Source organism: Cobetia sp. UCD-24C, from assembly GCF_001306765.1.
GTDB lineage: Bacteria > Pseudomonadota > Gammaproteobacteria > Pseudomonadales > Halomonadaceae > Cobetia > Cobetia amphilecti.
Genome location: NZ_LJTD01000003.1, coordinates 168886 through 194142 on the forward strand (window position 1 = coordinate 168886; position 25257 = coordinate 194142).

The 25257-nt window shown below is 62.4% G+C and carries 22 protein-coding genes and 5 tRNA genes; 14 read left to right on the forward strand and 13 right to left on the reverse strand.

Features of this window, described 5'->3' with window-relative positions; genetic code table 11:
- Positions 1-208 precede the first annotated feature (208 nt).
- The 3 genes from AOG28_RS04905 to AOG28_RS04915 all read right to left on the reverse strand — a co-directional run bounded on the left by AOG28_RS04905 (position 209) and on the right by AOG28_RS04915 (position 2869).
- Positions 209-913, reverse strand: a complete 705-nt coding sequence (locus tag AOG28_RS04905; protein ID WP_054555526.1) for a glutathione S-transferase — start codon at positions 911-913, stop codon at positions 209-211.
- Positions 914-965: 52 nt separating this feature from the next.
- On the reverse strand, positions 966-1253 hold the full coding sequence (locus tag AOG28_RS04910; protein WP_306424366.1) for an HlyU family transcriptional regulator: 288 nt from the start codon (positions 1251-1253) through the stop codon (positions 966-968).
- A 350-nt stretch (positions 1254-1603) separates the two neighbouring features.
- Positions 1604-2869: an argininosuccinate synthase gene (locus AOG28_RS04915; protein ID WP_225348161.1), complete on the reverse strand. Its 1266-nt coding sequence runs from the start codon at positions 2867-2869 to the stop codon at positions 1604-1606.
- Between the two features lie 267 nt (positions 2870-3136).
- Here AOG28_RS04915 and rnt point away from each other — a divergent pair, with 267 nt between their 5' ends.
- On the forward strand, positions 3137-3832 hold the full coding sequence (gene rnt, locus AOG28_RS04920) for a ribonuclease T (RefSeq protein WP_054555724.1): 696 nt from the start codon (positions 3137-3139) through the stop codon (positions 3830-3832).
- 141 nt (positions 3833-3973) lie between these two features.
- On the opposite strand, the gene grxD is transcribed toward rnt, so the two are convergent.
- Positions 3974-4306 carry a Grx4 family monothiol glutaredoxin gene (grxD, locus tag AOG28_RS04925; protein ID WP_043331357.1) on the reverse strand — a complete coding sequence of 111 codons (333 nt, stop codon included), beginning with the start codon at positions 4304-4306 and terminating at the stop codon, positions 3974-3976.
- Between the two features lie 316 nt (positions 4307-4622).
- On the opposite strand from grxD, the gene argF reads away from it, so the two are divergent.
- Positions 4623-5540: an ornithine carbamoyltransferase gene (gene argF, locus AOG28_RS04930; protein WP_043331358.1), complete on the forward strand. Its 918-nt coding sequence runs from the start codon at positions 4623-4625 to the stop codon at positions 5538-5540.
- A gap of 212 nt (positions 5541-5752) precedes the next feature.
- Positions 5753-6832 carry an ABC transporter ATP-binding protein gene (locus AOG28_RS04935; protein ID WP_054555527.1) on the forward strand — a complete coding sequence of 360 codons (1080 nt, stop codon included), beginning with the start codon at positions 5753-5755 and terminating at the stop codon, positions 6830-6832.
- Positions 6833-6916: 84 nt separating this feature from the next.
- Here AOG28_RS04935 and AOG28_RS04940 read toward each other — a convergent pair whose 3' ends face one another.
- The 3 genes from AOG28_RS04940 to AOG28_RS04950 form a co-directional block, all read right to left on the reverse strand.
- Complete coding sequence (locus tag AOG28_RS04940) at positions 6917-7789, reverse strand: AraC family transcriptional regulator (protein ID WP_054555528.1); 873 nt, start codon at positions 7787-7789, stop codon at positions 6917-6919.
- A 262-nt stretch (positions 7790-8051) separates the two neighbouring features.
- A tRNA-Ala gene (locus AOG28_RS04945) sits at positions 8052-8127 on the reverse strand.
- Between the two features lie 74 nt (positions 8128-8201).
- Positions 8202-8277: transfer RNA gene (locus AOG28_RS04950), tRNA-Ala, on the reverse strand.
- Positions 8278-8577: 300 nt separating this feature from the next.
- Here AOG28_RS04950 and uvrY point away from each other — a divergent pair.
- The 8 genes from uvrY (at position 8578) to AOG28_RS04990 (ending at position 15047) form a co-directional block, all read left to right on the forward strand.
- A complete protein-coding gene (uvrY, locus tag AOG28_RS04955; protein WP_043331360.1) occupies positions 8578-9240 on the forward strand; it encodes a UvrY/SirA/GacA family response regulator transcription factor in 663 nt (220 codons plus the stop codon).
- 300 nt (positions 9241-9540) lie between these two features.
- The gene (gene uvrC / locus AOG28_RS04960) at positions 9541-11574 is read left to right on the forward strand and encodes an excinuclease ABC subunit UvrC (RefSeq protein WP_268750731.1); all 2034 of its coding nucleotides are present in this window, start codon (positions 9541-9543) and stop codon (positions 11572-11574) included.
- 249 nt (positions 11575-11823) lie between these two features.
- Positions 11824-12372, forward strand: coding sequence for a CDP-diacylglycerol--glycerol-3-phosphate 3-phosphatidyltransferase (gene pgsA / locus AOG28_RS04965; protein WP_043331361.1), 549 nt, complete (start codon positions 11824-11826; stop codon positions 12370-12372).
- Positions 12373-12528: 156 nt separating this feature from the next.
- Positions 12529-12603: transfer RNA gene (locus AOG28_RS04970), tRNA-Gly, on the forward strand.
- A gap of 112 nt (positions 12604-12715) precedes the next feature.
- Positions 12716-12789 (forward strand) — tRNA-Cys (locus AOG28_RS04975).
- 328 nt (positions 12790-13117) lie between these two features.
- Positions 13118-13202, forward strand: a tRNA-Leu gene (locus AOG28_RS04980).
- 481 nt (positions 13203-13683) lie between these two features.
- Complete coding sequence (locus AOG28_RS04985; RefSeq protein WP_054555529.1) at positions 13684-14511, forward strand: formate/nitrite transporter family protein; 828 nt, start codon at positions 13684-13686, stop codon at positions 14509-14511.
- Positions 14512-14594: 83 nt separating this feature from the next.
- Positions 14595-15047, forward strand: a complete 453-nt coding sequence (locus AOG28_RS04990; RefSeq protein WP_160317850.1) for an STAS/SEC14 domain-containing protein — start codon at positions 14595-14597, stop codon at positions 15045-15047.
- A gap of 44 nt (positions 15048-15091) precedes the next feature.
- On the opposite strand, the gene AOG28_RS04995 is transcribed toward AOG28_RS04990, so the two are convergent.
- Positions 15092-16525, reverse strand: a complete 1434-nt coding sequence (locus tag AOG28_RS04995) for a hypothetical protein (protein WP_054555531.1) — start codon at positions 16523-16525, stop codon at positions 15092-15094.
- 265 nt (positions 16526-16790) lie between these two features.
- Here AOG28_RS04995 and AOG28_RS05000 point away from each other — a divergent pair, with 265 nt between their 5' ends.
- Both AOG28_RS05000 and AOG28_RS18855 read left to right on the forward strand, forming a co-directional pair.
- Positions 16791-18521: a proline--tRNA ligase gene (locus AOG28_RS05000; RefSeq protein ID WP_054555532.1), complete on the forward strand. Its 1731-nt coding sequence runs from the start codon at positions 16791-16793 to the stop codon at positions 18519-18521.
- A 175-nt stretch (positions 18522-18696) separates the two neighbouring features.
- A complete protein-coding gene (locus AOG28_RS18855; protein ID WP_082388284.1) occupies positions 18697-19539 on the forward strand; it encodes a lytic transglycosylase domain-containing protein in 843 nt (280 codons plus the stop codon).
- 122 nt (positions 19540-19661) lie between these two features.
- Here the strand turns inward: AOG28_RS18855 and AOG28_RS05010 are convergent, their stop codons facing one another.
- The 4 genes from AOG28_RS05010 to yrfG form a co-directional block, all read right to left on the reverse strand.
- Positions 19662-21221: a phosphoenolpyruvate carboxykinase gene (locus tag AOG28_RS05010; protein WP_043331365.1), complete on the reverse strand. Its 1560-nt coding sequence runs from the start codon at positions 21219-21221 to the stop codon at positions 19662-19664.
- Positions 21222-21530: 309 nt separating this feature from the next.
- Positions 21531-22445, reverse strand: coding sequence for an Hsp33 family molecular chaperone HslO (hslO, locus tag AOG28_RS05015; protein WP_054555725.1), 915 nt, complete (start codon positions 22443-22445; stop codon positions 21531-21533).
- Between the two features lie 154 nt (positions 22446-22599).
- On the reverse strand, positions 22600-22992 hold the full coding sequence (locus AOG28_RS05020; protein ID WP_054555533.1) for an RNA-binding S4 domain-containing protein: 393 nt from the start codon (positions 22990-22992) through the stop codon (positions 22600-22602).
- Positions 22989-23699 (reverse strand): GMP/IMP nucleotidase, encoded by a 711-nt coding sequence (gene yrfG / locus AOG28_RS05025; protein WP_082388286.1) that lies wholly within the window; start codon positions 23697-23699, stop codon positions 22989-22991. Before yrfG ends, AOG28_RS05020 begins: the two co-directional genes overlap by 4 nt.
- Positions 23700-23900: 201 nt before the next feature.
- Between yrfG and nudE the strand changes: the two genes are divergently transcribed.
- A complete protein-coding gene (gene nudE, locus AOG28_RS05030) occupies positions 23901-24497 on the forward strand; it encodes an ADP compounds hydrolase NudE (protein ID WP_054555726.1) in 597 nt (198 codons plus the stop codon).
- A 223-nt stretch (positions 24498-24720) separates the two neighbouring features.
- Here the strand turns inward: nudE and AOG28_RS05035 are convergent, their stop codons facing one another.
- Positions 24721-25080, reverse strand: a complete 360-nt coding sequence (locus tag AOG28_RS05035) for a hypothetical protein (protein ID WP_054555534.1) — start codon at positions 25078-25080, stop codon at positions 24721-24723.
- Between the last annotated feature and the right edge of the window lie 177 nt (positions 25081-25257).

Sequence of the window (25257 nt, forward strand, 5' to 3'; positions counted from 1 at the left end):
ATAAGCACTAACTGTAGCTTAGATACCTAAAACAGAACCTATCGATATAACGTCCAGATGTGACAGCCCGAATGCCGAAAGAATCCCGACGAAAGTCTAGATCACATCAATAGCGCAAAAATGCGCAAGCCATATGATATTTGCGCAGCTCGCCCAGGCATCAGCGCATCAGAACATCAGCACCTCAGAGCGCAAAAGCATCAGCGCGTCAGAGCGCCAGCTCGCCACCCTTGGCCACGGCACGCTGAAAGGCCTCGCGCTGACGGATGCGGGCCAGCCATTCCTGGATGTTCGGGTGATTCTTGAGCCCCTGGCGCGCATCGAGCGCCTGGATCGGGAAGCTCATCTGGATATCGGCACCGGTCAGCGAGTCGCCGGCAAGCCACTGGCGATGCTCAAGACAGGTATCCATGTAGGCGAGATGCGCCTTGATCTCCGGGCTGATGAAGCTGTCATTCACCCCCTTGGCCAGCTTGCGCGCGATCGGGCGCACCAGCCACGGCACCGGCGGCTTGTCGAGGCGCGAGAACACCAGCCTGAGCATCAGCGGCAGCATCGCCGAGCCTTCGGCGAAGTGCAGCCAGAAGCGGTAGTCACGCTCGGCCTGGCTGCCGGCGGGCGGGCGCAGGTGGGCAGTGCTGCCGCTGCCCTGGCCGGCGTACAGATCGATCAGGTATTCGATGATCGCACCGGACTCGGCGACCACCACCGGCTCGGCATTCTCCCCCGACAGCGTGGTGTCGGTGATGATCGGCGCCTTGCCCAGCGGGTGAATCTCCTTCAGCGCCTTGGGCGCACGCATGCTGTTGCTGTCGCGGGCATAGGTCTGCAGGCGGTATTCAAGATTCAACTCTTCCAGCAGCCACAGGATGCGCTGCGAGCGCGAGTTTTCCAGATGGTGAACCGTGATCATGGGCGTGCTCCTGAGGGTGGGGGCGAGTGCGCAGCGGTCATCTCCGGGGCGATCAGCGCTCGAAGATGCTGTCACCCAGGTCATCGATGGTGCGCTTCGCCTTGAGCAGGGTCAGCTCCACGGCGCCCTCTTCGCCCGGCACGGTGTCGGAGCGCTCGAAACGGTGCTCCAGCATCTCGCCGCCTTCCACCGGCTTGCGGATCACGCCCGACACCCGGTATTGACCATCGTGCTTCTGCGGCATCGCCACGATCAGATAGCCCTTGTATTCGGTGGCTTCCGGTTCCTTGACCGGCGCAGGCTCGCCTGCGGCAAACAGTTTCTTCAGCATACCCAGCATGAGACATCTTCCTTGGCCGGCCGCCATGACAGACGCCGGCGATATACGTGCAGAAATGACAATGAAAAGGGGCTTCTGTCAGCATCGCATGCACCCACGGGGGAGAAAAGCGCTCAGAAAAGCCCCTGAGCGCCATGCGTGCCCTGGATGAGCAGCACCTCATCAGACGAAAGCGCGCCCGGCTCTGGTAGCCGACAGCGCGACTGACTCTGGCCGCCTAAAGCGCGGTACGACAGCCGGATAACGTGGCACCGACAGCCGGATAGCACGACGCCGACCCCTATGGCAGCGAATGGCTGCAGCAGGGGCCGGCGTCATGGTGTTCCGAGATCAGGCTATCGGATCAGAGATTACTCGATGCCACGTCCCTTGCTGGCCGCGATACGCAGGCGCAGGGAGTTCAGCTTGATGAAGCCGGCAGCATCTTTCTGGTCGTAGGCACCCGCATCGTCTTCGAAGGTCGCGATGGAGGCATCGAACAGCGAGTCTTCGGACTGACGGCCGACGACGATCACGTTGCCCTTGTAGAGCTTGAGACGCACGACGCCGTTGACGACCTTCTGGGACTCATCGATGGCCGCCTGCAGCATGCGACGCTCCGGGCTCCACCAGTAGCCGTTGTACACCAGCTCGGCGTACTTGGGCATCATCTCATCCTTCAGGTGGGCCGCTTCGCGGTCCAGAGTGATGGATTCGATGGCACGGTGAGCACGCATCATGATGGTGCCGCCCGGTGTTTCGTAGCAGCCACGCGACTTCATGCCGACGTAACGGTTCTCGACGATGTCGAGACGGCCGATGCCGTTGGCGCCGCCGACCTTGTTCAGGTACTCGAGCACTTCGTGAGCGGCCATTTCCTTGCCGTCGATGGCAGTGATGTCGCCCTTGGTGTAGGTCAGATCGATGTAGGTCGCGTCATTCGGCGCCTGCTCCGGGCTGACGCTCCAGCGCCACATCTCTTCTTCGCACTCGGTCCACGGGTCTTCCAGCACGCCACCTTCATAGGAGATGTGCAGAAGGTTCGCGTCCATGGAGTACGGAGACTTCTTCTTGTTCTTGGCGTAGTCGACTTCGATACCGTGCTGCTCGCAGTATTCCATCAACTTCTCGCGGGAGTTCAGGTCCCACTCACGCCACGGCGCGATGACCTGGATGCCCGGCTTCAGCGCGTAGGCGCCCAGCTCGAAACGCACCTGGTCGTTGCCCTTGCCGGTCGCACCGTGAGAGATGGCGTCGGCGCCGGTCTCGTTGGCGATCTCGACCAGACGACGCGCGATCAGCGGACGTGCGATGGAGGTGCCCAGCAGGTACTCGCCTTCATAGATGGCGTTGGCACGGAACATCGGGAAGACGTAATCGCGGACGAAGGTCTCGCGCAGGTCTTCGATGTAGATCTCCTTCACGCCGAGGGCTTCTGCCTTGGCACGCGCCGGCTCGACTTCCTCGCCCTGACCGAGGTCAGCTGTGAAAGTCACGACTTCACAGTTGTAGGTTTCCTGCAGCCACTTGACGATGACTGAAGTGTCCAGGCCGCCGGAGTAGGCGAGAACGACCTTTTGCACGTCGGACATGCTTGACTCCTGAGTTGATGCTTGTAGTTCCCGCGTACCACTGATGAACGCCGTGGCCGCAGGTGGGGTTGGATCGCCCGGTCCAGACGAGCGAAGGCCGCGCAAGCGCAGCCGCTCATCTACCCGAATCACGATGTGACGCCGATTATAGCGAGGCTGGCACCTCACCGATACTGCCAGGAGGGCCAGAGACACCCCGGCACGCGGCCAGCGCCGCGACGCGCCCTTTTCGCCCTGCTACAATTGGCCACCTTGAGCGTCGGCAATACGCACGACGCAGCACGAGATGCTATGACGGGATTGGAGATCTTGATGACCCAGGCGAGCGAGCGCACGCAGATGGCACAGCGCTTCCGTGGCTTTCTGCCAGTGGTGGTCGACCTCGAGACGGGTGGTTTCAATGCCGCCGGTGATGCACTGCTCGAGATCGCTGCCGTCACGCTGACCATGGACGACGATGGCAACATGGTGCCGGATGCGACCTATGCCTTCCACGTGGCCCCCTTCGAGGGCGCCAACATCGAACAGTCGGCACTGGATTTCACCGGTATCGATCTCGACAACCCGGTGCGCAAGCAGGTCGCAGTGGCCGAGAATCAGGCGCTGGGCGAGATCTTCAGCCCGGTGCGCAAGGCCATCAAGGCGCACGGCTGCACGCGTGCGGTGCTGGTCGGCCACAATGCGGCCTTCGATCAGGGCTTCCTGAACGCGGCGGTCGAGCGTTGCGGTATCAAGCGCAATCCGTTCCACCCGTTCTCGTGCTTCGATACCGCCTCACTGGCGGGTCTGGTCTATGGCCAGACGGTACTGGCGCGCGCCTGCCGCGCCGCCGGCATCGAGTTCGACAATGCCTCCGCCCACTCGGCGCGTTATGACACCGAACGCACCGCGGAGCTGTTCTGCGCGATGGTCAACCGCTTCAAGGACCTGGGCGGCTGGGACCTGGCGATGAAGGAACAGGGCATGAATGATGAGGTGCCGGCCTCGCTCGACGCGCCCGCGCCCTGACTGGCAGAGCTTCTGACAGCTTCTCCGGCTGACAGACTCTCCGAGAGCCAGAAACGAAAACGCCCCCGCAGCCAGGCTGCGGGGGCGTTTTTGCTGCTCGGCACTGCTCGGGTCAAATCGACTCCTATCAGAAGACGCCGATCACTCGGCAGACGCTTCCTGAGCGGCCTGCTTGATCAGCGGCTCCAGTTCGCCGCTCTGGTACATCTCGACCACGATGTCGCAACCGCCGACCAGCTCGCCGTTGACCCACAGCTGCGGGAAGGTCGGCCAGTTGGCGTATTTCGGCAGCTCGGCGCGGATGTCCGGGTTGTCGAGAATGTTGACGAAGGCGAAACGCTCGCCGCAGGACATGACGGCCTGCACGGTCTGCGCAGAGAAACCACACTGCGGCAGCTGCGGGGTGCCCTTCATGTACAGGAGGATCGGGTTCTCGCCAATCTGCTTTTCGATCGATTCGATGGTAGTGCTCATGTGCAATCCTCGGACGGTGGGCGCAAGGCCCGTGAGTGTCATTCCCTCATTCTACTGGGGGTAAGCCATGAATTCAGCCCCCGATAGTGCCCGAGTTGTGGATTGCTGTCTGCAGCAGCGCGCATCGGCCCTGCAGCGCGCGCCATGGCCGCCCTGATAACGGCGTGAGCGTTGCACGCTCGAGCCGAGCTGGCTAGGATGGCTCTTTTGACAGGCAGCGCCATCCGGGCGCCGTGATCGTCGGCGACTTCCTTCCCTCCGACGCATGGCGCCCTTTTCGATGGTGCTGCCCGAGACCCTGACAGGAGCCCGCTCGATGGCCACCCGGCACTTTCTGACCCTGCTTGACCTTTCTCCGGAAGAACTCGACTACCTCATCCAGCGCGCCATCACCATCAAGGATGGGCTGAAGAAGGAAGGTCCGGTCTATACGCCGTTCGCCAACCGCACCCTGGCGATGATCTTCGAGAAGTCCTCCACGCGTACCCGCGTGTCCTTCGAGACGGCCATGGCGCAATTCGGTGGCCATGCGCTGTTCCTGTCGCCGCGCGACACCCAGCTGGGCCGTGGTGAGCCGATCGGCGACACCGCCCGCGTGCTGTCCGAGATGGTCGATGGCGTGATGATCCGCACCTTCGCCCACTCCGACATCGAAGCCTTCGCCGACGCCTCCAGCGTGCCGGTCATCAATGCGCTGACCGACGACTATCATCCGTGCCAGCTGCTGGCCGACGTGATGACCTGGACCGAATGCCGTGGCTCCGTGAAGGGCAAGACAGCGGTCTGGATCGGCGATGGCAACAACATGTGCCATTCCTGGATCAACGCCGCGCGTCAGTTCGATTTCAACCTGCGCATCTGCTGCCCGGAAGGCTACGAGCCGGACAGCGAGATCGTCGCGGCGGCTGGCCAACGCGTCAGCATCCATCGTGACCCGCAGCAAGCCGTGCAGGGCGCGGACCTGGTGACCACTGATGTCTGGGCCTCCATGGGCCAGGAAGAAGAGCAGCTCAAGCGTGAAGCCGACTTCGCCGGCTTCCAGGTCGATGAAGCCATGCTCGACAAGGCCGCCGACGATGTCATCTTCCTGCACTGCCTGCCGGCACACCGCGGCGAAGAGATCAGCATGGGTCTGCTGGATGACCCGCGCGCCGTCGTCTGGCAGGAAGCGGGCAATCGCCTGCACGCCCAGAAGGCACTGCTCGAGTTCCTGATGCTGGGTCGCCAGGACTGAGTCATCAGCACGGAAGCCCAGGGCTGTCTTTCAGGACTGTCTTTCAGGACTGTCTTTCAGGACTGAGCCTCAAGGCTGAGCCGCCGCCCAGCAAGCCGAAGGGGTGCCCTGCCGCCGCCTGCATCCACGCAGGCGGCGCTCACGTATGCTCAAGCGAGACGGGCACTCCCCTGCTCCGCTGCCTTCATCGCCATCCGGACTGACCTGCCATCATGCAACCGCTCCTTCAGATCGATTCGCTGGAATGTCGCTACGACACCACCGTCGTGACTCGCGACATCAATTTCTCCCTCAACAAGGGTGACATTGCCTGCCTGCTCGGCCCCTCCGGCTGCGGCAAGACCACGCTGCTGCGCGCGATTGCCGGCTTCGAACCGGTAGCGATGGGCGAGATTCGTCTCGAAGGCGAGGTGCTGTCCAGCGCGACTCATCTGACCGCGCCGGAGCAGCGCCATGTCGGCATGGTCTTTCAGGATTACGCGCTGTTCCCCCACCTGAGCGTGGCGGACAACGTGGCCTTCGGCGTGCGCCGCATGACGCGTGAAGCGCGCAATGACAAGGTGACGGAGCTGCTGACGCTGGTCGGCCTCGCCCATCTCGGTGAGCGTTTCCCGCATGAGCTGTCCGGTGGCCAGCAGCAGCGCGTGGCCCTGGCCCGTGCGCTGGCGCCGGAGCCGCGCATTCTGCTGCTCGATGAGCCGTTCTCGAATCTGGACGTGGAGCTGCGTCGTCAGCTGAGTCAGGAGGTGCGGCGGATTCTCAAGCACCTCGGCATCAGCGCGGTGCTGGTCACACATGATCAGAATGAGGCCTTCGCGATGGCCGACCAGATCGGCGTGATCCACGGCGGTCATCTGCAGCAGTGGGACACGCCGTTCAATCTGTATCACGAACCCGCCACGCGCTTCGTCGCCAACTTCATCGGCCAGGGCTATTTCATCCCCGGCACGCTGAAGGACAACGAATGCGTGAGCACGGAGCTGGGCGTGATTCGCGGCAACCGTGCCTATCCGTATGCACCCGGCACGCCGGTGGACGTGCTGCTGCGCCCGGATGACCTGGTGCTGGCCGAAGGGGATTCGGAAGCGACCGACCTCAAGGCGCGCGTGCTCAGCGCGACCTTCGCCGGCACCAGCACCCTCTATCGGCTGGCGCTGCCTTCCGGGCGGGAAGTCGAGGCGGCCTTCAACAGCCATCACGACTATCAGCCCGGCGAGCAGGTCATGCTGCGCATCCAGGCCGACCACCTGATCCTCTTCGAGCGTGTCGAGGAGAGTGAAGCGGTGCTCTAGCGCCTACGCGCAGGATGATCGAGCCATGAAAAAACGGCCTCCTTTCGGATGGCCGTTTTTTCATGGCTCGATCATGGCGTGTCGCTATTTGAACTGACTCCACTGCTTGGGCGACTGCCCGTACAGACGCTTGAATTCGCGGCTGAATTGCGAGGAGCTGACATAGCCCACGGCCATGGCCGCCTCGCTGACGGTCTTGCCATTGGCGATCTGCATGGCGGCGGTATTGAGGCGCATGGACTTCACGAACTGGATCGGCGACATCGTGGTCGCCTGCTTGAACTTGCGGTGGAAGACGGCGCGGCTCATGCCGACCCGCCCGGCCATGTCTTCAATGCTGACCGGCTCATCCAGTCGGCTGGAGAGGTAATCGATTGTCCGCGCGATCTCGTTGCCCACACCGAAGGCACGTCGCGCCGACTCCCCCGCCTCACCCTTCAGGACGGCGTAGTAAAGCTCCCGCAGCCGCCCTTCTCCCAATATCGCCGCATCGGCGGGGCTCTGCGCCACCTGCAGCAGTCGCAACAGGGCATCGCTGAAGGCGGCGTCCCAATGCGCCAGGGCAAGCCCCGGCGGCAGCGGGCCACTGCCCGGCTTGCGCACGAGACCCGCAGCGCTTTCCATCTCGATGGCAAGCTCCGTCATTACCCGCGTATCCAGCGAGAGGTAGACGCCCAGCAGCGGTGTCTCTGGCGAGGCCGTGGGGGCGCCCGCCTCGACCGGCATCGAGATGGGACAGCACAGATACTGGCAGCTGTCGTAGACATGCCGCTCGCCGTCCAGTATCGCCTCCTTGGCACCGCTGACGATCACCACCACGGCGGGTTCATAGATGGCCGGCGCGCAACGCACGGGCTCCGTCATGCGAAAGAGCTGCACGCCCTTCACTGCGGTCTCTCGGATGCCTTCCTCGTGGGCGAGGCTCGCCACGAGTCGTGTGATCTCTTGTCTGCTCATGTCGCCAATCTAGCGCCATGCCTGCCTCTCATCAACAACTTGAGACGATAAGGCAACAATTGTCGGCAATTTCAGCCGACCTCGAGCTTGAGTGAGATTTATCGTCCATTCCTCTCAGTATTGGCAGACCCGGGCACCGCCGGCTATATAGGTGAAGCAGACAGGGTCGAGCTGCAGACAGGAGCATGCTGACAGGGCCGAGCTGAAAGCCGAGCACAAAAAAAGCGGCCACCCCGAAGGATGACCGCTTTTTCAAGAATTCTGGTGGAGCCTAGCGGGATCGAACCGCTGACCTCAACACTGCCAGTGTTGCGCTCTCCCAGCTGAGCTAAGGCCCCGAATCAGACTGTCATTTCGCATGTCACTTGCAGGCAAGAGGCACATGAAATCTGGACAGGCTTGTCGTGAATCATGGTGGAGCCTAGCGGGATCGAACCGCTGACCTCAACACTGCCAGTGTTGCGCTCTCCCAGCTGAGCTAAGGCCCCGTCTTCACGATGGAGCGCATGTTACAGAGCGACGAATACGTCGTCAACCTCTTATTTTTGCTGCGCTTTGTGGAGTACGTGAAGTCTGCGGGTCGCATCGCGAGGCACGGTTTCCCGCAGGGGCTCGCTCACTGCCTCACGGCCGACGACAAGGAGCAGGAATCACGCTAGCACTATATCAGTAGTGGTTATCCTGAACGCGACGCACTGGATAACAGGGCATCGACAAGCCCTTGTCCAATGGGTACATTGGATCCCGCATTCACTTCACTGCTTATTGACATCTTTACTGGAGCCGCCTTGATCAAGGTTCTTGTCGCTGACGACCACCACCTGGTGCGTACCAGCATCGTCCGTACCATTGAGCTAGAGGATGGGCTCAAGGTGATTGCAGAAGCCTCGGATGGCGAAACCGCGATCAAACTCTGCCGTGAGCACAGCCCGGATATCGTGCTCATGGACATTCGCATGCCCGGCGTCGATGGCCTGGAAGCCACGCAGAAGATCGTGCGCAGCCTGCCCGACGTCAGAGTCATCGTGCTGACCGCCTATCTGGAAGAGTCCTTCGCCAAACGTTTGCTGGAAGCGGGAGCCTTCGGCTTCATTTCCAAGGGCACGCCCTTTGACGAGATGATTCGCGCCATCCATCAGGTGGCCGCTGGCGAACGCTATCTGTCCCCGGAAATCGCCCAGCGCCTGGTGTTCTCGGGCATGGACACCCAGCGCAGCAATCCCTTCGACCAGCTGTCAAGCCGAGAACTGCAGGTGGCGACGATGATCGTCAATTGCCATCGCGTCAGCGAGATCTCGGACCGCCTGCACCTGAGCCCGAAGACGGTCAACACCTACCGCTATCGCATCTTCGACAAGCTTGGCGTGACCAGCGACGTGGAGATGACGCATCTGGCCATGCGTCACCAGTTGCTGGATGACTACGTGCTGGATCGTCCTGACGAGGCCTGAACAAGCACACCTTGCCAGCCCGTCACACACTGCAGGCCCGCGCTGCTCGTGACACTCCCGAGCAGCGCCGATAACGCCTCATACAACAACGCCACCTTCCCCGGGTGGCGTTGTTGTATGAGGCGTTTCTGTCTGAGACGTTCGTGAATGAGGCGTTTCTGTCAGTGGCGTTCTTGAATGGCACGTCCTGACCGGCGCCGGTCATGACAGCAGGCATTGCAGCATGGTCCTGTTGCCCCCATGCCTGCGAGCAATCGCCCTTGTTTGATAGACTCGAGGCATCTCTGGACGAGGAACCTCATGGCCAAGCAGCACACTGATCCCACGATGACGGACACCACTTCTCAGTCGCCCGAGAATGAGGAGCCGGCAGGCACCACCAGCCAGCCTGATGCCCAACCTGCGTCCTCAGCGAGTGCGCAGGCTGACAGCCGCGCACGCAGTGACGCCGCGCGTGTCTCGAGCCGCCTGATCACCAGCGACGCGAGCAGTGATCTGCTGCAGGGCAGCGAGGCGACCGGCTTCGATGCCCGCCATTTCCTCAAGCATGTCAGCGACGCGCCCGGCATCTATCGCATGCTGGATAGCGCCGGTGACGTGCTGTACGTGGGCAAGGCCAAGCGCCTCAAGGCGCGCCTCTCCAGCTATTTTCGCAACACCGGCCTGAATGCCAAGACCCAGGCGCTGGTCGGGCGCATCGCCGATGTGCAGGTCACCATCACGCGCAGCGAGACCGAGGCCCTGCTGCTGGAGCAGACCCTGATCAAGGAGCTGCGCCCGCCCTACAACATCCTGCTGCGCGACGACAAATCCTACCCTTACGTCTTCATCAGCCAGCATCACGACTATCCGGCGCTGGAGTTCAAGCGCGTGCGCCACAAGCGCAATGATGGACGCTACTTCGGCCCCTACCCGAGCAGCGTCGCGGTGCGCGAATCACTGACGCTGATGCAGAAGATCTTCCGCCTGCGCAATTGCGAGGATTCGGTGTTCGCCCACCGCGAGCGCCCGTGCCTGCAATATCAGATCAACCGCTGCACCGCGCCGTGTGTCGACTACATCAGCAAGCAGGATTATCGTCGCGACATGGAACATGCGGTGATGTGCCTGAACGGCCAGAGCGACAAGGTCACCGACGAGCTCAGCCAGGCGATGGAAGACGCGGCCATGCGGCTGGAATTCGAGGAAGCGGCCCGCCTGCGTGATCAGGTCGCCCAGCTGCGCCGCATGCAGGAGAAGCAATACGTCGACACCGGTACCGGCAACGCCGATATTCTGGCGCTGGCCGAGCGCCCCGGCGGGCTCTGTATCAGCGTGGTCTCGGTCCGCCAGGGTCGCATGCTCGGTGCGCGCCACTTCTCGCCGGGCAATGGCCTGGACCTGACCAGCAGCGAGCTGCTGACCAGCTTCGTCAGCCAGTATTATCTCGGCCAGGACAGGGAGATGCCCGATGAGGTGCTGACCTCGCTGGCCCTCGATGACGCCAACCTGCTGGAAGGCGCCCTGAGCGAGAAGGCCGAACGTCGGGTACGGGTCGCGCATCAGGTGCGTGGCCATCGCGCCCAGTGGCTGACACTGGCACAGACCAACGCCGAGCAACATCTGGCCACCCAGCTGGCCAGCCGCCAGCAGCTGTCCAACCGCTTCCTGTCGCTGCGCGATGCGCTGGGCCTCGATGAGGTACCCAAGCGCCTGGAATGCTTCGATATTTCCCACAGTCATGGCGAGGCGACCGTGGCCAGCTGCGTGGTCTTCGATCATGACGGGCCAATCAAGTCGGATTACCGCCGCTTCAATATCGAAGGCGTGACGGCCGGCGATGACTACGCCGCCATGCAACAGGCACTGACGCGGCGCTTCAAGCGTCTGCAGGAAGGCGAAGGCAAGCGCCCGGACATCCTGCTGGTCGATGGCGGCAAGGGGCAGCTCAACATGGCGCGTGGGGTGTTCGAGTCACTCGGCGTGACCGACATCATCCTGCTCGGGGTAGCCAAGGGCACCACGCGCAAGGCAGGGCTCGAGACGCTGTTCATCGAGACGGTGCATGACACCCTGGACCTCGACAGCCACTCGCCGGCGCTGCACTTGATTCAGCATGTGCGCGATGAATCGCACCGCTTCGCCATCGCCGGTCACCGCGCCAAGCGTGACAAGGCGCGGCGCACCTCAAGCCTGGAGGGCATCGCGGGAGTCGGCCCCAAGCGGCGCCGCGAGCTGCTCAAGTTCTTCGGCGGCCTGCAGGGGGTGAAGCAGGCCTCCAAGCCGGAACTGGCGCGCGTGCCCGGCATCAGCGAATCACTCGCCGAGCTGATCCACCAGGCGCTGCATGGCTGATCCACCAGACGCTGCATGGCTGCCCCCGTGCACGACATGGCTACCTCTGGCACCATCGACTCAACGCTCAAGGAAGAGTGACAGAGCGTTGGCTTGAATAACCTGCCGTTTGGCATGGCTGAATGCGCCGCCGGCAGGCTAGAATAGACGACTTGTGCGGCGCCAATCGATCGGCTTTCTTCAGGGTCTCGACTCGCCCTCGATTGCGCCCAGCCACCTACGCTTCATGCAAGGACTCGTGCCGTCACGATGAGCATCCCCAATATCCTGACTCTGATCCGCATCCTGTTCATTCCGCTGCTGGTGGTATGTTTCTATCTGCCTTATGCATGGAGCCTGCCGCTGACGGCGCTGCTCTTCGCACTGGCCGCCATCACCGACTGGTTCGATGGCTATCTGGCCCGCCTATGGAATCAGACCACGCCCTTCGGCGCCTTCCTTGACCCCGTCGCCGACAAGCTGATGGTCGCGGTGGCACTGGGCCTGCTGATCGAACGCTACGACAGCCTGTGGATGACCATCCCGAGCCTGGTCATCATCGGTCGCGAGATCGTCATCTCGGCGCTGCGTGAGTGGATGGCCGAGATCGGCAAGCGCGGCAGCGTCGCGGTGTCCTGGGTCGGCAAGCTGAAGACGGCCGCCCAGATGCTGGCCCTGTTCATGCTGCTGTTCTTCGCTCCGGGCAGTGTCGGGGGGGATGCCGGCCTGGCCCTGCTGTATATCTCGGCAGCGCTGACGCTGTGGTCGATGATCAGCTACCTGCGTGCCGCCTGGCCGGAACTGGTGCGCTCGGTCTGACACCCCGTTCAGCCACGAGATGCTGCGAATGCCTCAACGCCCACCGCCCCTATGGCCGGTGGGCGTTTTCGTTTCCAGTGACCTGACTCGCGAGACAATTTTTCATTAACTGTTTGACAGCATGGGAATTATCCGTATAATTCGACCTCGAGTTCAGCGGGAATAGCTCAGTGGTAGAGCACAACCTTGCCAAGGTTGGGGTCGCGAGTTCGAATCTCGTTTCCCGCTCCAGTAACACAGGTAGCGCAACATTCACCTGATTTACTGACTCATGTATCTGCAGCAGCATCAGTGGATACTCCTCGGATCAGACATCAGTTTCGACTGACATCTTGATCATTGAGGCTGGATGGCAGAGTGGTCATGCAGCGGACTGCAACTCCGTGTACGCCGGTTCGATTCCGACTCCAGCCTCCATTTCAGATACCGAAACATCCCCTGTTTCCCTCTGGAATGGATATGACACCTATCCCCTTCGGTCGTCAGATTTTTCCCTTATTGCTCTATCCTCAATGTTCCATTGCGTTTCTCCCCCTATCTTGTCGTCTGCAAGCTTATCGTTTTAAAGTGCTGCTTTACGTCTCATCTCTGCACGGCCACTGCCTTTCTCCCCTGGCGACTCAATCATCTCGATATCGCCATAAAGCTATTGCATAACAATCAGTTGAATCATGCACTCGACATCATTTCACGTGCATTAAAGTTGACCTTGATCTGAAATATGGTAGATTGTCGGCCAGTCTGCGCGGCCATGGTGGAATCGGTAGACACCGGAGACTTAAAATCTCCTGCCTTCGGGCGTGCCGGTTCGAGTCCGGCTGGCCGTACCAGATGATGCAAGATCGTATTGAATTCCAAAGCGTCGCTTCTCTCACGAGGGGCGGCGCTTTTTCATGCTCTGCATTTCTTTCATACGGACTTTTCTGTGCGCGGACTTCCCTCCCGGAAATCCTTCCTCCCAGATATTCCCATGCTCACCCACCACCTTTCTTTCTCGCCACCCTTCTTTCTCGCAACCCTCCTCATCTATCGCCTTGTCCGGCTGGGACCATTTCTAGATCCTCAGACTACATTTCTAGATCCTCAGCCTAGATTGCCTGATCACTCCCACCAACTTCTCCGTATTGATTGCCGTGCCTCGGCAGGGGGAAAAACCCATTGCCAGTCGCACTCCGGGTTTTCCTGTAGCCAACAAACCAGATTGATTGAAACCAGTGCCATCCCCCCAATGTCCATATCTTGTTGAAGGCCGAATTCGCGGTCCTTGACATGTGCCCAGCCCCTTGCACAGACCATCAACAGGAAATGTCCATGTCCAATGACTCTCCCCACCCTGCCGCCCAATTCATCGCATCGCGTGATGTGGCGCAGGAGATCTGTCGCGAGACATGCGAGCATATTCACACCCTCTCGGCGCCGCGAATACTGGTATTGGCGACCTTGGGTGGTGCCTTCATCACCATGGGGGCGCTGTTCTCGATCCTGCTTTCCACTGGTGTCGAGACACATGGATTGCAATTGCTGCTGCAAGGTATCGGCTTCTCGGTAGGCTTCTTTCTCGTCATCCTGACCGGTGCGGCACTGTTCACCGAGGCCAATGTCATCCTGCCGGTGAGTGCGCTCAATTGCTCGCGGGGCGACATGCTGCGCCGCGGCCTCAAGTTCTGGGTACTGGCCTGGGTCGGCAATCTGATCGGCACACTGCTGACAGGCTGGGTCATCTCGCTGGCACAAGTCTATTCGGCGGAACACTACCAACTACTGGAAAGCGTGGTGGCCAAGAAGATGCACTATCAGCAGGTGGGTGGCGCCGAAGGCTGGTTCTCATTGGTGCTGTCAGGAATGCTGGGCAACTGGATGGTCGGCATGGCAGCGTTTCTGGCCGTAATGGGCAGAACCATCATCGACAAGTTCGTGCCCATCGTACTGGCGGTCAGTCTGTTCGTGGCAGGCAACTTCCAGCATAGCCCGGCCAACATGGCCTATTTCTCGATGATCATGCCGACAGGGGCTGGCCCCGGCTGGTGGGATGCCATGCGCTGGAACATCATTCCCGCCGGCATCGGCAACCTGCTTGGCGGCAGTCTGCTGGTCGCCCTTCCGCTATGGTACGGCCTGCGGCCTCAGCGCAATGCCTGACTGGCTGATATCGCGATAGGCAGCCACACTGATACGGAGTGATGGAATATCGCTCTCCCTACATCAACCGCCAGGAGCCCATCATGCTGACATTGCTCAAGAGCCCCGCGGATCATGTCGTGGCATTGCACCTGGACGGCGGTATCGACCAGGCAGCTCTGACTCCCATCATCAAGGAATGCGACGAGCGCCTGGCGCGCCATGAGCGAATCTCGTTGCTGGTGGAAATCGAACGCTTTGGCCTGATCACACCCGCCGCCCTGCTCAATGACATCGGCTATGCCCTGCGCCACCTGGGAGACTTCGAGCGCGAAGCCATCATCAGCAAGGCCGACTGGCTGCGCCATGTCACCGAGTTCAGCAAGCATCTGGTGCGCTCCATCGAGGTGCGCCACTTCTCGCCCGACGAGCGCGAGGCTGCCTATGCCTGGGTCGCCGAGCCACCGCGTGGTGGCTCTGGCATCGGTGCTGGTGCCAATAAAGCCCCCGCCGGCCGTGATGCCCAGACCCCAGCGGCGAAACGCCAACAGGCCTGAAGCCCCCGCCATCGAATGAGCCTCCAAAACGCCCTGCCACCGCCTCATGGCAGGGTGCGCGTCAGCACCAATCCCGCCAGCAACAGCACCCCCATCGCCATCGCCCAGAGCGTCATCGCGCGCTCCACTTGCGGGCGCTCTGCACAGCGCAGCAGCTGGAAGACCGTGATCAAGGGCAGCATGTAGCGCGTCTCGATCAGCTCCCGCGTGCAGATCATCAAGGCGAGCATCACCAGCAGCAGACCACCATGCCCCAGCCGCAGCGGTGCCCTCAGCCACCAGAGCGCCATGCTGGTGGTCAGCAGCATGGTGACCCACAGCCCCACCGGGTGCTCATTGAGCCATAACAGCCAGCTATTGCGGATCGTCCAGCGCTGGAAATTGTAGTCATGCGTCACCTCAAAGCTCATCACCAGCATGACCCACACGCCCGCCAGCGCCCCCAGCAGCAGAATGCCCCGCCATGGCCAGGCACCCCGGGTGCACAGACGCCACAGCAGATGCCACTGACGCGGCAGATCCGCCAGCCACAACGGCAGAAACACCACGCCGATCACGCCCAGGTAATAGCCGAGATTGCCGGTGTGCCAACCGGCCTGATGACGCGTGGTATCGCCCATGGCAATGCCGTCGTTCCAGAGAACAAACCCGATGAAGGCGGCCACCGGAATCACGGCCACCCACCACCAGCGCACGATCAGCCCCCACCAGACAGAAAGCTGGCACAGCGGCGAGCGCAGCGGTGGCGCCATGCCGACAGCCTGCGATCGAGCCCCTGGCTGCGCATGCGTCATGAACAGCAACAGACCGCCCCACAACCCGAGCAGCACGATGCTGTCCTGTCGCAAGCCGAGGCCGGCCAGGATCAACACCAGCAACAGCAGACGCCGCTCACGCACCAGCGCAACGAGCTGCAGCGCGACCAGCACGATGATCCACGGGTCGGTATACACCAGCGCCAGATAGGGAAAGATGATCGGCAGCCATAGCCACTGCCAGCTCTGGCGATTCGCCTGTTGCTGGGCGCCTCTCTCATCGAGCATGGGGTCCAGGCGCCGATAGACGCTCGGCAGCGCCCGCCAGACCATGCACGCCATGACACTGAAACCGAGCAGCGACAGGCCCCGCACCCAGTTCACCGAGGGCATTTCAGGCCAGCGCCCGGCCAGGGTGTCAGCCGCCAGAGGAAGATTGAGCCACTCCCCCAACGTCTGGAGTGCCATCAGCGTCACCGCCATGCTGGCGTGATATAGCGTCAGGGTGGTCAGCTTGGGGTGCTGGCTCCAGTCGCCGGCGAGAAACTGGCGAATCTGCGCGAAATGCACTCCCTCATCGACGAAAGGGATCGGCAGGCGAAGGCTCACCAGCCACAGGGAAACGCTCAGGCACGCCCCCAGTGCGAGCAACGCCAATCCCACCTTCAAGGGCCAACGATGCCTGGCGCGCGCGTATCCCATGCGCTGATCGAGTGACGACATATCCTTGTCTCCTTGTCAGACCTCCCCGAGAAAGCCGTTCACGGCCCTCTCCAAAGGGAAATCCCGTGTCACCAGTATCGGCAGGCCGGCGCGGATTTTTCCAGTCTGGCCATGCACTTTGCCCCTCCAAGGCTCGCGGCAGTACAATGCGCTCAGTCTGCTTCGTTGATACGCCTGTAAAAGGCGTGCCGAAGACCTGCCTGTTCATGCTTCGCGACTGCGAAGCGTACCGATCAAAGCGACAAGTCGAGGGATCGCTGAGCCCATGCGTGCCAGTCAACTGCTGATTTCCACTCTCAAGGAAACCCCGTCCGACGCCGAAGTCGTCAGCCACCAGCTAATGCTGCGGGCCGGTTTCATCCGTCGCCTGACCTCCGGCCTCTACACCTGGATGCCACTGGGCCTGCGCACACTGCGCAAGGTCGAGCGCATCGTGCGTGAAGAGATGGACCGCTCCGGCGCCCAGGAACTGCTGATGCCAGCCGTGCAGCCAGCCGAGCTGTGGCAGGAATCCGGTCGCTGGGAGCAGTACGGCCCCGAGCTGCTGCGCGTCGTTGACCGTCACCAGCGCGACTACTGTGTCGGCCCGACCCACGAGGAAGTCATCACCGACCTCGCGCGTCGTGAGCTGAACAGCTACAAGCAGCTGCCGGCCAACTTCTATCAGGTCCAGACCAAATTCCGCGACGAGATTCGTCCGCGCTTCGGTGTGATGCGCTCACGCGAGTTCGTGATGAAGGATGGTTACTCCTTCCATCTGGGCGAAGACTCCCTGAAAGAGACCTATCAGGTGATGTACGACACCTACGTGCGCATCTTCACGCGTCTGGGTCTCGACTTCCGTCCCGTCATCGCCGACAACGGCTCCATCGGTGGCACCGGCTCCCACGAATTCCACGTGCTGGCCGCCTCCGGTGAAGACGCCATCGCCTTCTCCACCGGCTCCGACTTCGCCGCCAACATCGAGAAGTGTGAAGCGCTGCCGGCACCGCTGGGCGAGACGCCTGAGCGCGCGGCACCGACCCAGGAGATGCAGCTGGTCGACACGCCGAACGCCAAGACCATCGCCGCGCTGGTCGAGCAGCACGGTCTGGACATCAAGAAGACCGTCAAGACGCTGATCGTCAAGGCGGCCGAAGGCGTCGAAGGTGGTCTGATCGCGCTGATGGTGCGTGGCGACCACGAGGTGAACGAGATCAAGGCCGAGCACCTGCCGCAGGTCGCCGAGCCGCTGACCATGGCCAGCGACGAGGAAGTGCGCGCCGCCGTCGGTGCCGGTTTCGGCTCCCTCGGTCCGGTCGGCCTCGAGATGCCGATCATCATCGATCGCAGTGTCGCACTGATGAGCGATTTCGGTGCCGGTGCCAATATCGAAGGCAAGCACCACTTCGGCCTCAACTGGGAGCGCGATCTGCCGCTGCCGGAAATCGCCGATATCCGCAACGTCGTCGCCGGTGATCCGTCACCGGACGGCCAGGGCGTGATCGATATCGCACGCGGTATCGAGGTGGGTCACATCTTCCAGCTCGGCACCAAGTACTCCGAAGCCATGAACGCCACCGTGCTCGACGAGAACGGCAAGGCACAGCCGCTGTCCATGGGCTGCTACGGCATCGGCGTGACCCGCGTGGTCGCCGCTGCCATCGAGCAGGGCAACGACAAGGGCGGCATCGTGCTGCCGGAAGCCATCGCACCCTTCCAGGTCGCCATCGTGCCGATGAACGCCCACAAGTCCGTGCGTGTCAGCGAGACCGCCGAGCGCGTCTATCAGGAGCTGACCGCCGCCGGTTACGACGTGCTGCTGGATGATCGTGATCTGCGCCCGGGCAACAAGTTCGCCGACGGCGAGCTGCTGGGCATTCCGCATCGCCTGGTGATCGGTGATCGCGGTCTCGACAACGGCGAGTACGAGTACAAGGGTCGCACCGATGGCGAAGCGACCATGATCGCCGTCGACAGCCTGCTGGACTTCCTGGCCGAGCGCAGCGCGAGCTGAACTCGAGCAGCCTGAGCCACTCGCTCACGGCTGACGCTATCGCAACACCCAAGACAGCCCGCTCCTCTTCTCGAGGGGCGGGCTGTCTCGTTATCTGCCTTCCTTGAACATCCCATTACCGTCAACGCCGCGGTAACGGCATAATGGCGCCATGACTGATACGCAGGGACTGCGCATGACCATCTCATCGATTTGCCCTTCAGCGCCGCCCGTAAAAGGCGCTGAAGGCGACACCCCACATCGCCGCCTGCGCCCGTGGCTGGCCGCTGTCCTGCTGACGTTGAGCTCCGCGTCTACCGGACTGACAAGCCCCCCGGTGCAGGCCGCCGCCGCGATCCCCGAGCAGGGGCTGTCGCCGGGGCTGCGTGACAGCCTGCGCGAGGCCTTGGCCGAGCCCGAGGCCTTCGAAGACCCCATCGATGCCCTGCATTGGGTATTGAGCATGCAGCAGCGTCTGGAGCGTTACATGCCCGACCACGCCGCGCGCATCGACCTGCTGCGCAAGGTGCGCCGCGAAGCGACGCGCACAGGCCTGGCACCGGAGCTGATCCTGTCTGTCATCCAGGTAGAGAGCGCCTTCAAACCCACTGCTGTCTCCCACGCCGGTGCTCGCGGCCTGATGCAGGTCATGCCGTTCTGGAAGCGTGAGATCGGCGAGCCCGACGACAACCTGCTCGATCAGGACACCAGCCTGCGCTACGGCGCCACCATCCTTGCCCACTACCTCAAGCGCGAGAAAGGCGACATCACCGATGCGCTGGCGCGCTACAATGGCAGCCTCGGCAAGACCTGGTACCCGGAGCGGGTGATGCGCGCCTGGACCACCCGCTGGTGGTATCAGGCACCGGCGCCCTTCGTCGCCGAACGCACGCCCGAAGGCCTTGCCGACACCGCTGACGAAGATGCGTCACGACGCGCCGAGACCAGCACCACTGAGTCAGGCCAGGAACCGCTCGCCGCCGAGGATACTTTCGACGGCCCTGCCAACCGCTCGCTGGCCGCCGGTGGCAGTCCCTGACAGGCCCGACAGCAGGTGATGACAGCAGCTGTTGACGAGAAAAGCAGCAGACACGAAAAAGCCTCGCCCGGAACACCGGGCGAGGCTTTCTGCTTACCGCTTGCGATCAATCCCGCTGATCGTCAGACCAGGGTCGGGCCTGCCGCGATGATCGCCTCATCCACGCCGGCGAACTTCTTGAAGTTCTCGACGAACTTGGCTGACAGGTCACGCGCCTTGCTGTCGTAGGCGGCGCGGTCTTCCCAGGTCTCACGCGGGTCGAGCAGACTGGAGTCGACGCCCGGCACGCGCACCGGCACATCCAGGTTGAGCACGTCGATGTGACGCGTCTCGATGTCCGCCAGCGCACCGTTCTGGATCGCGCTGATGATGCCGCGCGTGGTCGGGATGGAGAAGCGTGAGCCGCCCTCACCGTAGGAGCCACCGGTCCAGCCGGTGTTGACCAGGTAGACGCGTGAGCCGAAGGCATCGATGCGCTTGATCAGCAGGTCGGCGTATTCACGTGCCGGACGCGGGAAGAACGGCGCGCCGAAGCAGGTGGAGAAGGTGGCTTCGAGACCGGCGGTGGAGCCCATCTCGGTGGAGCCGACCTTGGCGGTGTAGCCGGACAGGAAGTGATAGGCAGCGGCCTGCTTGCTGAGCACGGACACCGGCGGCAGCACGCCGGACATGTCGCAGGTCAGGAAGACGATGGCATTCGGCTCGCCGGCACGGTTTTCCGGCACGCGCTTCTCGATGTGCTCCAGCGGGTAGGCGGCACGCGAGTTCTGGCTCAGACGGTCATCGCCGTAATCCGCGCCACGACGGTCATCCAGCACCACGTTTTCCAGCACGGCACCGAACTTGATCGCGTTCCAGATCACCGGCTCGTTCTTCTGGGACAGGTCGATGCACTTGGCGTAGCAGCCGCCTTCGATGTTGAAGACGGTGCCTTCGCCCCAGCCATGCTCGTCATCACCGATCAGGTAACGCGCCGGGTCAGCGGACAGGGTGGTCTTGCCGGTGCCGGACAGGCCGAAGAACAGAGTGGTCTCGCCGTCGTCACCGACGTTGGCGGAGCAGTGCATCGGCAGCACGTCCTTTTCCGGCAGCAGGAAGTTCTGCACCGAGAACATGGCCTTCTTCATCTCACCGGCGTAACGCATGCCCGCCAGCAGGACGCGACGACGCGCGAAGTTGATCAGCACGACGCCGTCGGAGTTGGTGCCATCACGCTGTGGCTCGCAGGTGAAGTGCGGCGCGTTGAGGATGGTCCACTCGCTCTTGTCCTTGGCATTGAAGCTGTCCGGACGCACGAACATGGTACGCGCGAACAGGTTGTGCCAGGCCGTCTCGGTGGTCACGCGGATCGGCAGGTAGTGCTCGAGGTCAGCCCCGACATGCAGTTCGGAGACGAAGCTGTCGCGCTCGCCGAGGTAGTCCTCGACGCGCTCCCACAGGGCGTCGAAACGCTCCGGGCTGAACGGGCGATTGACGCTGCCCCAGTCGATGGCGTCCGAGGTGGACGGCTCGTCGACGATGAAGCGGTCGTTCGGGGAGCGTCCGCTACGGGCTCCCGTCTCCACGACCAGCGCGCCGTTGTCGGCCAGACGTCCTTCGCCGCGAGCCACTGCCAGCTCGATCAGCTCTGCGCTGCTGAGATTGGTGTGAGTGGTCACCGCACTGTCTTGATGCTTGCTCATTCGCGTCTCCGCGGCTCAGGGCCGCCCTCTCTCTTGATGGCTGAAGCCAGATGCCCGAGGTACATGCCACAGGCTTATTTTGTGATCGATCGTTGCTGCCCGATCGCGCATGACGGCATGCCATGACACCGTCGATACCACCAGCACAGGGCATCCGGCCCTGTGCTGGCAAGGCATTATGGCAAAAAGGGTGTCGGGCGGAAACGCCCATTGTTGCAACACTTTGGCGCAGTCGCCGTCGCCTGACGGACGACGATATGTCAGACAATCATCATCCCCGTGGCCAGCCGCCGGCGCGTCGGGAAATGCTCAATGCACGATGGGGCTTTCGGCGTCAGGATCTTCGATGATCGCTTCCACTTCCGCGGCACTGAAGGAATAGCGGGTATGGCAGAAGTGACACTGGGTGGCCAGCTCGCCCTGCTCGGCGACGATCTGACGCAGCTCGTCGGCGGCGATGCTGTGCAGTGCAGCGCCCAGACGCTCGCGCGAACAGGTGCAGCCGAAGCGCAGCGCCTTGGGCTCATAGATGCGCACGGTTTCTTCGTGATAGAGACGATGCAGCACTTCCTGCTGGTCCAGCGTCAGCAGCTCCTCGGCCTTGAGGGTCTCGGCCAGATGCACGACGCGCTCCCAGGCATCCGGGTCCTTGTTGGCGTCATCGTTGGGCAGCTGCTGCAGCATCACGCCGCCGGTGCGCTTGCCATCGGCCATCAGCCACAGGCGGGTCGGCAGCTGCTCTGACTGGCTGAAGTAGCTCTCCAGGCAGCCGGCGAGGCTGTCCTGATCGATGGCCACGATGCCCTGATAGCGCTTGCCTTCACGCGGGTCGAGGGTGATCACGATTTGCCCCTGGCCGACCAGCTCCTGCAGGCTGGACTCTTCCGTCGGCAACACCGCTTCATCGCTGAGACGTGCGATGGCGCGCAGCTCCCCGCCGGGGTTCGACTCGGCCATCAGCTGGCGCACGATACCGGTGCCGCGCACTTCCAGCGTCATGGTGCCATCGAGCTTGATGGTCTCGGTCAGCAGCGCCACGGCCGCCAGCATCTCGCCCAGCTGGCGCGAGATGGCCTGCGGGTAGGAGTGACGATCGAGCACCTCGGCGTAGGCCTTGTCGAGTGTGACGATCTCGCCACGCACGTTGGTGGCATCGAACAGGAAGCGCTGGATCTGATCGAAGCTCGGCGCGGCCGCATCGTCAGTGGAATGGGAATCTTGCATGTCGTGTTCGCTCATTGAGGGACCTCAAGGCAGGCGTGAAGGGAGAGCGCACAAGCGCCCCCATGTCAGGCCGCCAACAACGATGTGCTGACACACATCGGTATGGAAATTGTGCCGGTCGGTGCAACGGCGCCCGGCGGTGACTCGCGCTGGCTCAGCTATCGGCATCCTGGCGCTGGAAGCGATGGATGTTGCGACGCTGTTTCTTGTCAGGACGGCCGGGAGGCGGCGTCATACCCTGATTGCCGAGGCGACGCGTCTCGGCCTCATGCTCACGGCGCTCGCGGGACTCCTGCGTCTCCTGATAGAGCTTCTGGGCCTCGGGGGCGCCACGGCGCTGGTCGCTGAGGGCCAGCACCTCGACAACGAGGCGATCCCAGCCCTGCGGCACCTCGATCATGGCGCCGACCTCGACGGTCTTGGAGGTTTTCACCTTGCCGCCGTTGTACTGGATCTTGCCGCCTTCGATGGCCTTCTTGGCCATGCCACGCGTCTTGAAGAAACGCGCCGCCCACAACCACTTGTCGATACGTACCTGATCGCTCATGACGCCTCCTTGCCCTCCCCGTCGCTCGAGACTCCGGCATTGGCCACCTCAGGGCCCGCGCCCTCGGTCAGCACTGCAAAGCCGTCCAGGCCGTGCACACGCTCGAAATCACGCGCAGGGCGCTTCGAATCCGGCTGACGCACACCCAGCAGATGGGCAATGCCATAGGTGTGGGCACTTTCCAGTACCTGGGGATTGTCATCGATGAACAGGGTACGCGCCGGATCGAAGGGCTCGATCTCGTTGAGCTTGTGCCAGAAGGCCTGCTCTTCCTTGGCGTGGCCCAGATCCGCGGACGACACCACGGCGTCGAAGTAGTCGCCCATGCCGGTCAGCGCGAACTTGAGATCGATGCCATGACGGTCGGCGTTGGTCGCCAGCACCACGCGTTGCGGCTGATCGCGCAGCCAGGCGAGGAAGTCCTCGGCCTCATGGCGATAGCCGATCAGATGCTGCACTTCACGCTTCAAGGCGACGACGTCGAGCTCGAGCTCACGGCTCCAGTAATCGAGGCTGTACCAGTTGAGCGTGCCGGACTCGCTGATGATGCGCGCCTTGAGATCGGCCTGCAGCGCCTCATCGAGGCGGTGCAGCTCGCAGTAACGCCTGGGCAGGTGTTCGAGCCAGAAGTGGCTGTCGAAGTGAAGGTCAAGCAGAGTGCCGTCCATGTCCAACAGCACGGTATCGATAGTGTTCCAGTCAAGCATCGGATTCTGTCAGCCAGAGGGAAATTTGGCCTCATAGTGTAAAGCATGGCCCACGGGCGCGCATGTGCAACGAGGGGGGATGGCGGCTTGTGATTGCCCCGCTCGCGGCGGCCTGCCACGATGAGCGACAGTGTTCTCTCTTCTCATACTGCCTCGCGAGGACTTGCGATGGATGATGCGCCAGATACCGTTCACCCGACCATGAGTCATTCAGACGCCAGCCACACGCTGACGCCGCCGCGGATCGACTCACGCCGCGAGGTCGCACGCTCGCGCCTGTTCGCCGTCGAAGCGCTGGAGTTGACCTTCTCCAATGGCGCCACCCGCAGCTTCGAGCGCCTCAAGAGCGGCGGTCACGGCGCGGTGATGATCGTCGCCATGCCCGACCCCGACCACGTGCTGCTGATCCGCGAATATGCCGCTGGCCCTGAGCAATATGTGCTGACCTTGCCCAAGGGACTGATCGACCCGGGCGAGGACCCGGTGACCGCCGCCAATCGCGAATTGATGGAAGAATGCGGTTATGGCGCGCACAACATCGAGCCACTGGCCGAACTGAGCCTGGCGCCCAACTATATGGATCACCGCATGAACGTGATGCTGGCGCGCGACCTGTTCGAAAAGCGCCTGCCGGGCGATGAACCGGAACCGCTGGTCGTCGAGCGCCACCGCCTCGATGAACTGCCGGCGCTGCTGGCGCGTGAGGACTTCCACGAGGCGCGCGCGATCGCGGCGCTGTTCATGGCCCGCGAACGCCTGCTGGCCGGGGAAGATACCTACAGCCCTCGCTGGTGGTAGGGCTTGGTGGCAAGCAACGATGACGAGCACCTGAGGAACCTGCCCCTTCTTTCCTGCCCCTCACACCCAGCTTTACGTATTCCCATACGACGACAAGCCCCCGCCAATGGCGGGGGCTTGTCGTTTCACTCGCGATGCGCTCAAACGGGTCGTGCTGGCGACTCGTTCAGGCACCGCAAGATCCATTGCGGGTCTGGCCTGAGACCAGACCGTCAAGACACGCTTATTCGGTCTTCATGCTGCCATCAGCGGTGTTGGACGAACCGGATTCCGGGCTGACGCCCATGTGGTCTTCGCCTTTATCCATGACCTTGCCGTGCTTGGCGGACTCGGACTGGGCCGTGCCACCTTCCACCATCATGGAATCCTTCTTGGTGTTGGCAGAACCACTCTCGGTGTTGCGTTCGGCATCGTCATGCACCTTGCCATCTTCATGACCCGCAGCAGTACCGCCCTCTACCTTGGTGGAGTGGGCGCCAGTGTTGGCGGAACCGGTGTTGCTGGATTCGTGGTGCTCGGCAAAGGCAGCGGTGGTCGGCAGTGCCAGGGCAGTCGCGAAAAGTGCAGCAGTCAGCTTCTTCATGATCCATCCTCCAGTAGCGGTCTGTTGCAAGAGACGAGCAGATGATTCGCTCGGCCGTTGCCGGTAAGCCTTCAAGAACCCCGAGACTGGATGTCTCGAGTTCCAGGCTCCACAAGACGCTCCTAACTATCTCAACGACGTCTTGTGGTACTGCGTCAAATCTTTGCGGCGCATGTC

Coding starts and splice junctions, on each gene's coding strand:
- AOG28_RS04905 (WP_054555526.1), bottom strand. CDS start 913: ATGATCACGGTTCACCATCTGGAAAACTCGCGCTCGCAGCGCATCCTG.
- AOG28_RS04985 (WP_054555529.1), top strand. CDS start 13,684: ATGTCCAATGACTCTCCCCACCCTGCCGCCCAATTCATCGCATCGCGT.
- AOG28_RS04990 (WP_160317850.1), top strand. CDS start 14,595: ATGCTGACATTGCTCAAGAGCCCCGCGGATCATGTCGTGGCATTGCAC.
- hslO (WP_054555725.1), bottom strand. CDS start 22,445: ATGCAAGATTCCCATTCCACTGACGATGCGGCCGCGCCGAGCTTCGAT.
- AOG28_RS05000 (WP_054555532.1), top strand. CDS start 16,791: ATGCGTGCCAGTCAACTGCTGATTTCCACTCTCAAGGAAACCCCGTCC.
- AOG28_RS04940 (WP_054555528.1), bottom strand. CDS start 7,789: ATGAGCAGACAAGAGATCACACGACTCGTGGCGAGCCTCGCCCACGAG.
- rnt (WP_054555724.1), top strand. CDS start 3,137: ATGACCCAGGCGAGCGAGCGCACGCAGATGGCACAGCGCTTCCGTGGC.
- AOG28_RS05035 (WP_054555534.1), bottom strand. CDS start 25,080: ATGAAGAAGCTGACTGCTGCACTTTTCGCGACTGCCCTGGCACTGCCG.
- AOG28_RS04935 (WP_054555527.1), top strand. CDS start 5,753: ATGCAACCGCTCCTTCAGATCGATTCGCTGGAATGTCGCTACGACACC.
- argF (WP_043331358.1), top strand. CDS start 4,623: ATGGCCACCCGGCACTTTCTGACCCTGCTTGACCTTTCTCCGGAAGAA.
- nudE (WP_054555726.1), top strand. CDS start 23,901: ATGAGTCATTCAGACGCCAGCCACACGCTGACGCCGCCGCGGATCGAC.
- yrfG (WP_082388286.1), bottom strand. CDS start 23,699: ATGCTTGACTGGAACACTATCGATACCGTGCTGTTGGACATGGACGGC.
- AOG28_RS05020 (WP_054555533.1), bottom strand. CDS start 22,992: ATGAGCGATCAGGTACGTATCGACAAGTGGTTGTGGGCGGCGCGTTTC.
- pgsA (WP_043331361.1), top strand. CDS start 11,824: ATGAGCATCCCCAATATCCTGACTCTGATCCGCATCCTGTTCATTCCG.
- AOG28_RS05010 (WP_043331365.1), bottom strand. CDS start 21,221: ATGAGCAAGCATCAAGACAGTGCGGTGACCACTCACACCAATCTCAGC.
- grxD (WP_043331357.1), bottom strand. CDS start 4,306: ATGAGCACTACCATCGAATCGATCGAAAAGCAGATTGGCGAGAACCCG.
- AOG28_RS04910 (WP_306424366.1), bottom strand. CDS start 1,253: ATGCTGGGTATGCTGAAGAAACTGTTTGCCGCAGGCGAGCCTGCGCCG.
- uvrC (WP_268750731.1), top strand. CDS start 9,541: ATGGCCAAGCAGCACACTGATCCCACGATGACGGACACCACTTCTCAG.
- AOG28_RS04995 (WP_054555531.1), bottom strand. CDS start 16,525: ATGTCGTCACTCGATCAGCGCATGGGATACGCGCGCGCCAGGCATCGT.
- AOG28_RS18855 (WP_082388284.1), top strand. CDS start 18,697: ATGACCATCTCATCGATTTGCCCTTCAGCGCCGCCCGTAAAAGGCGCT.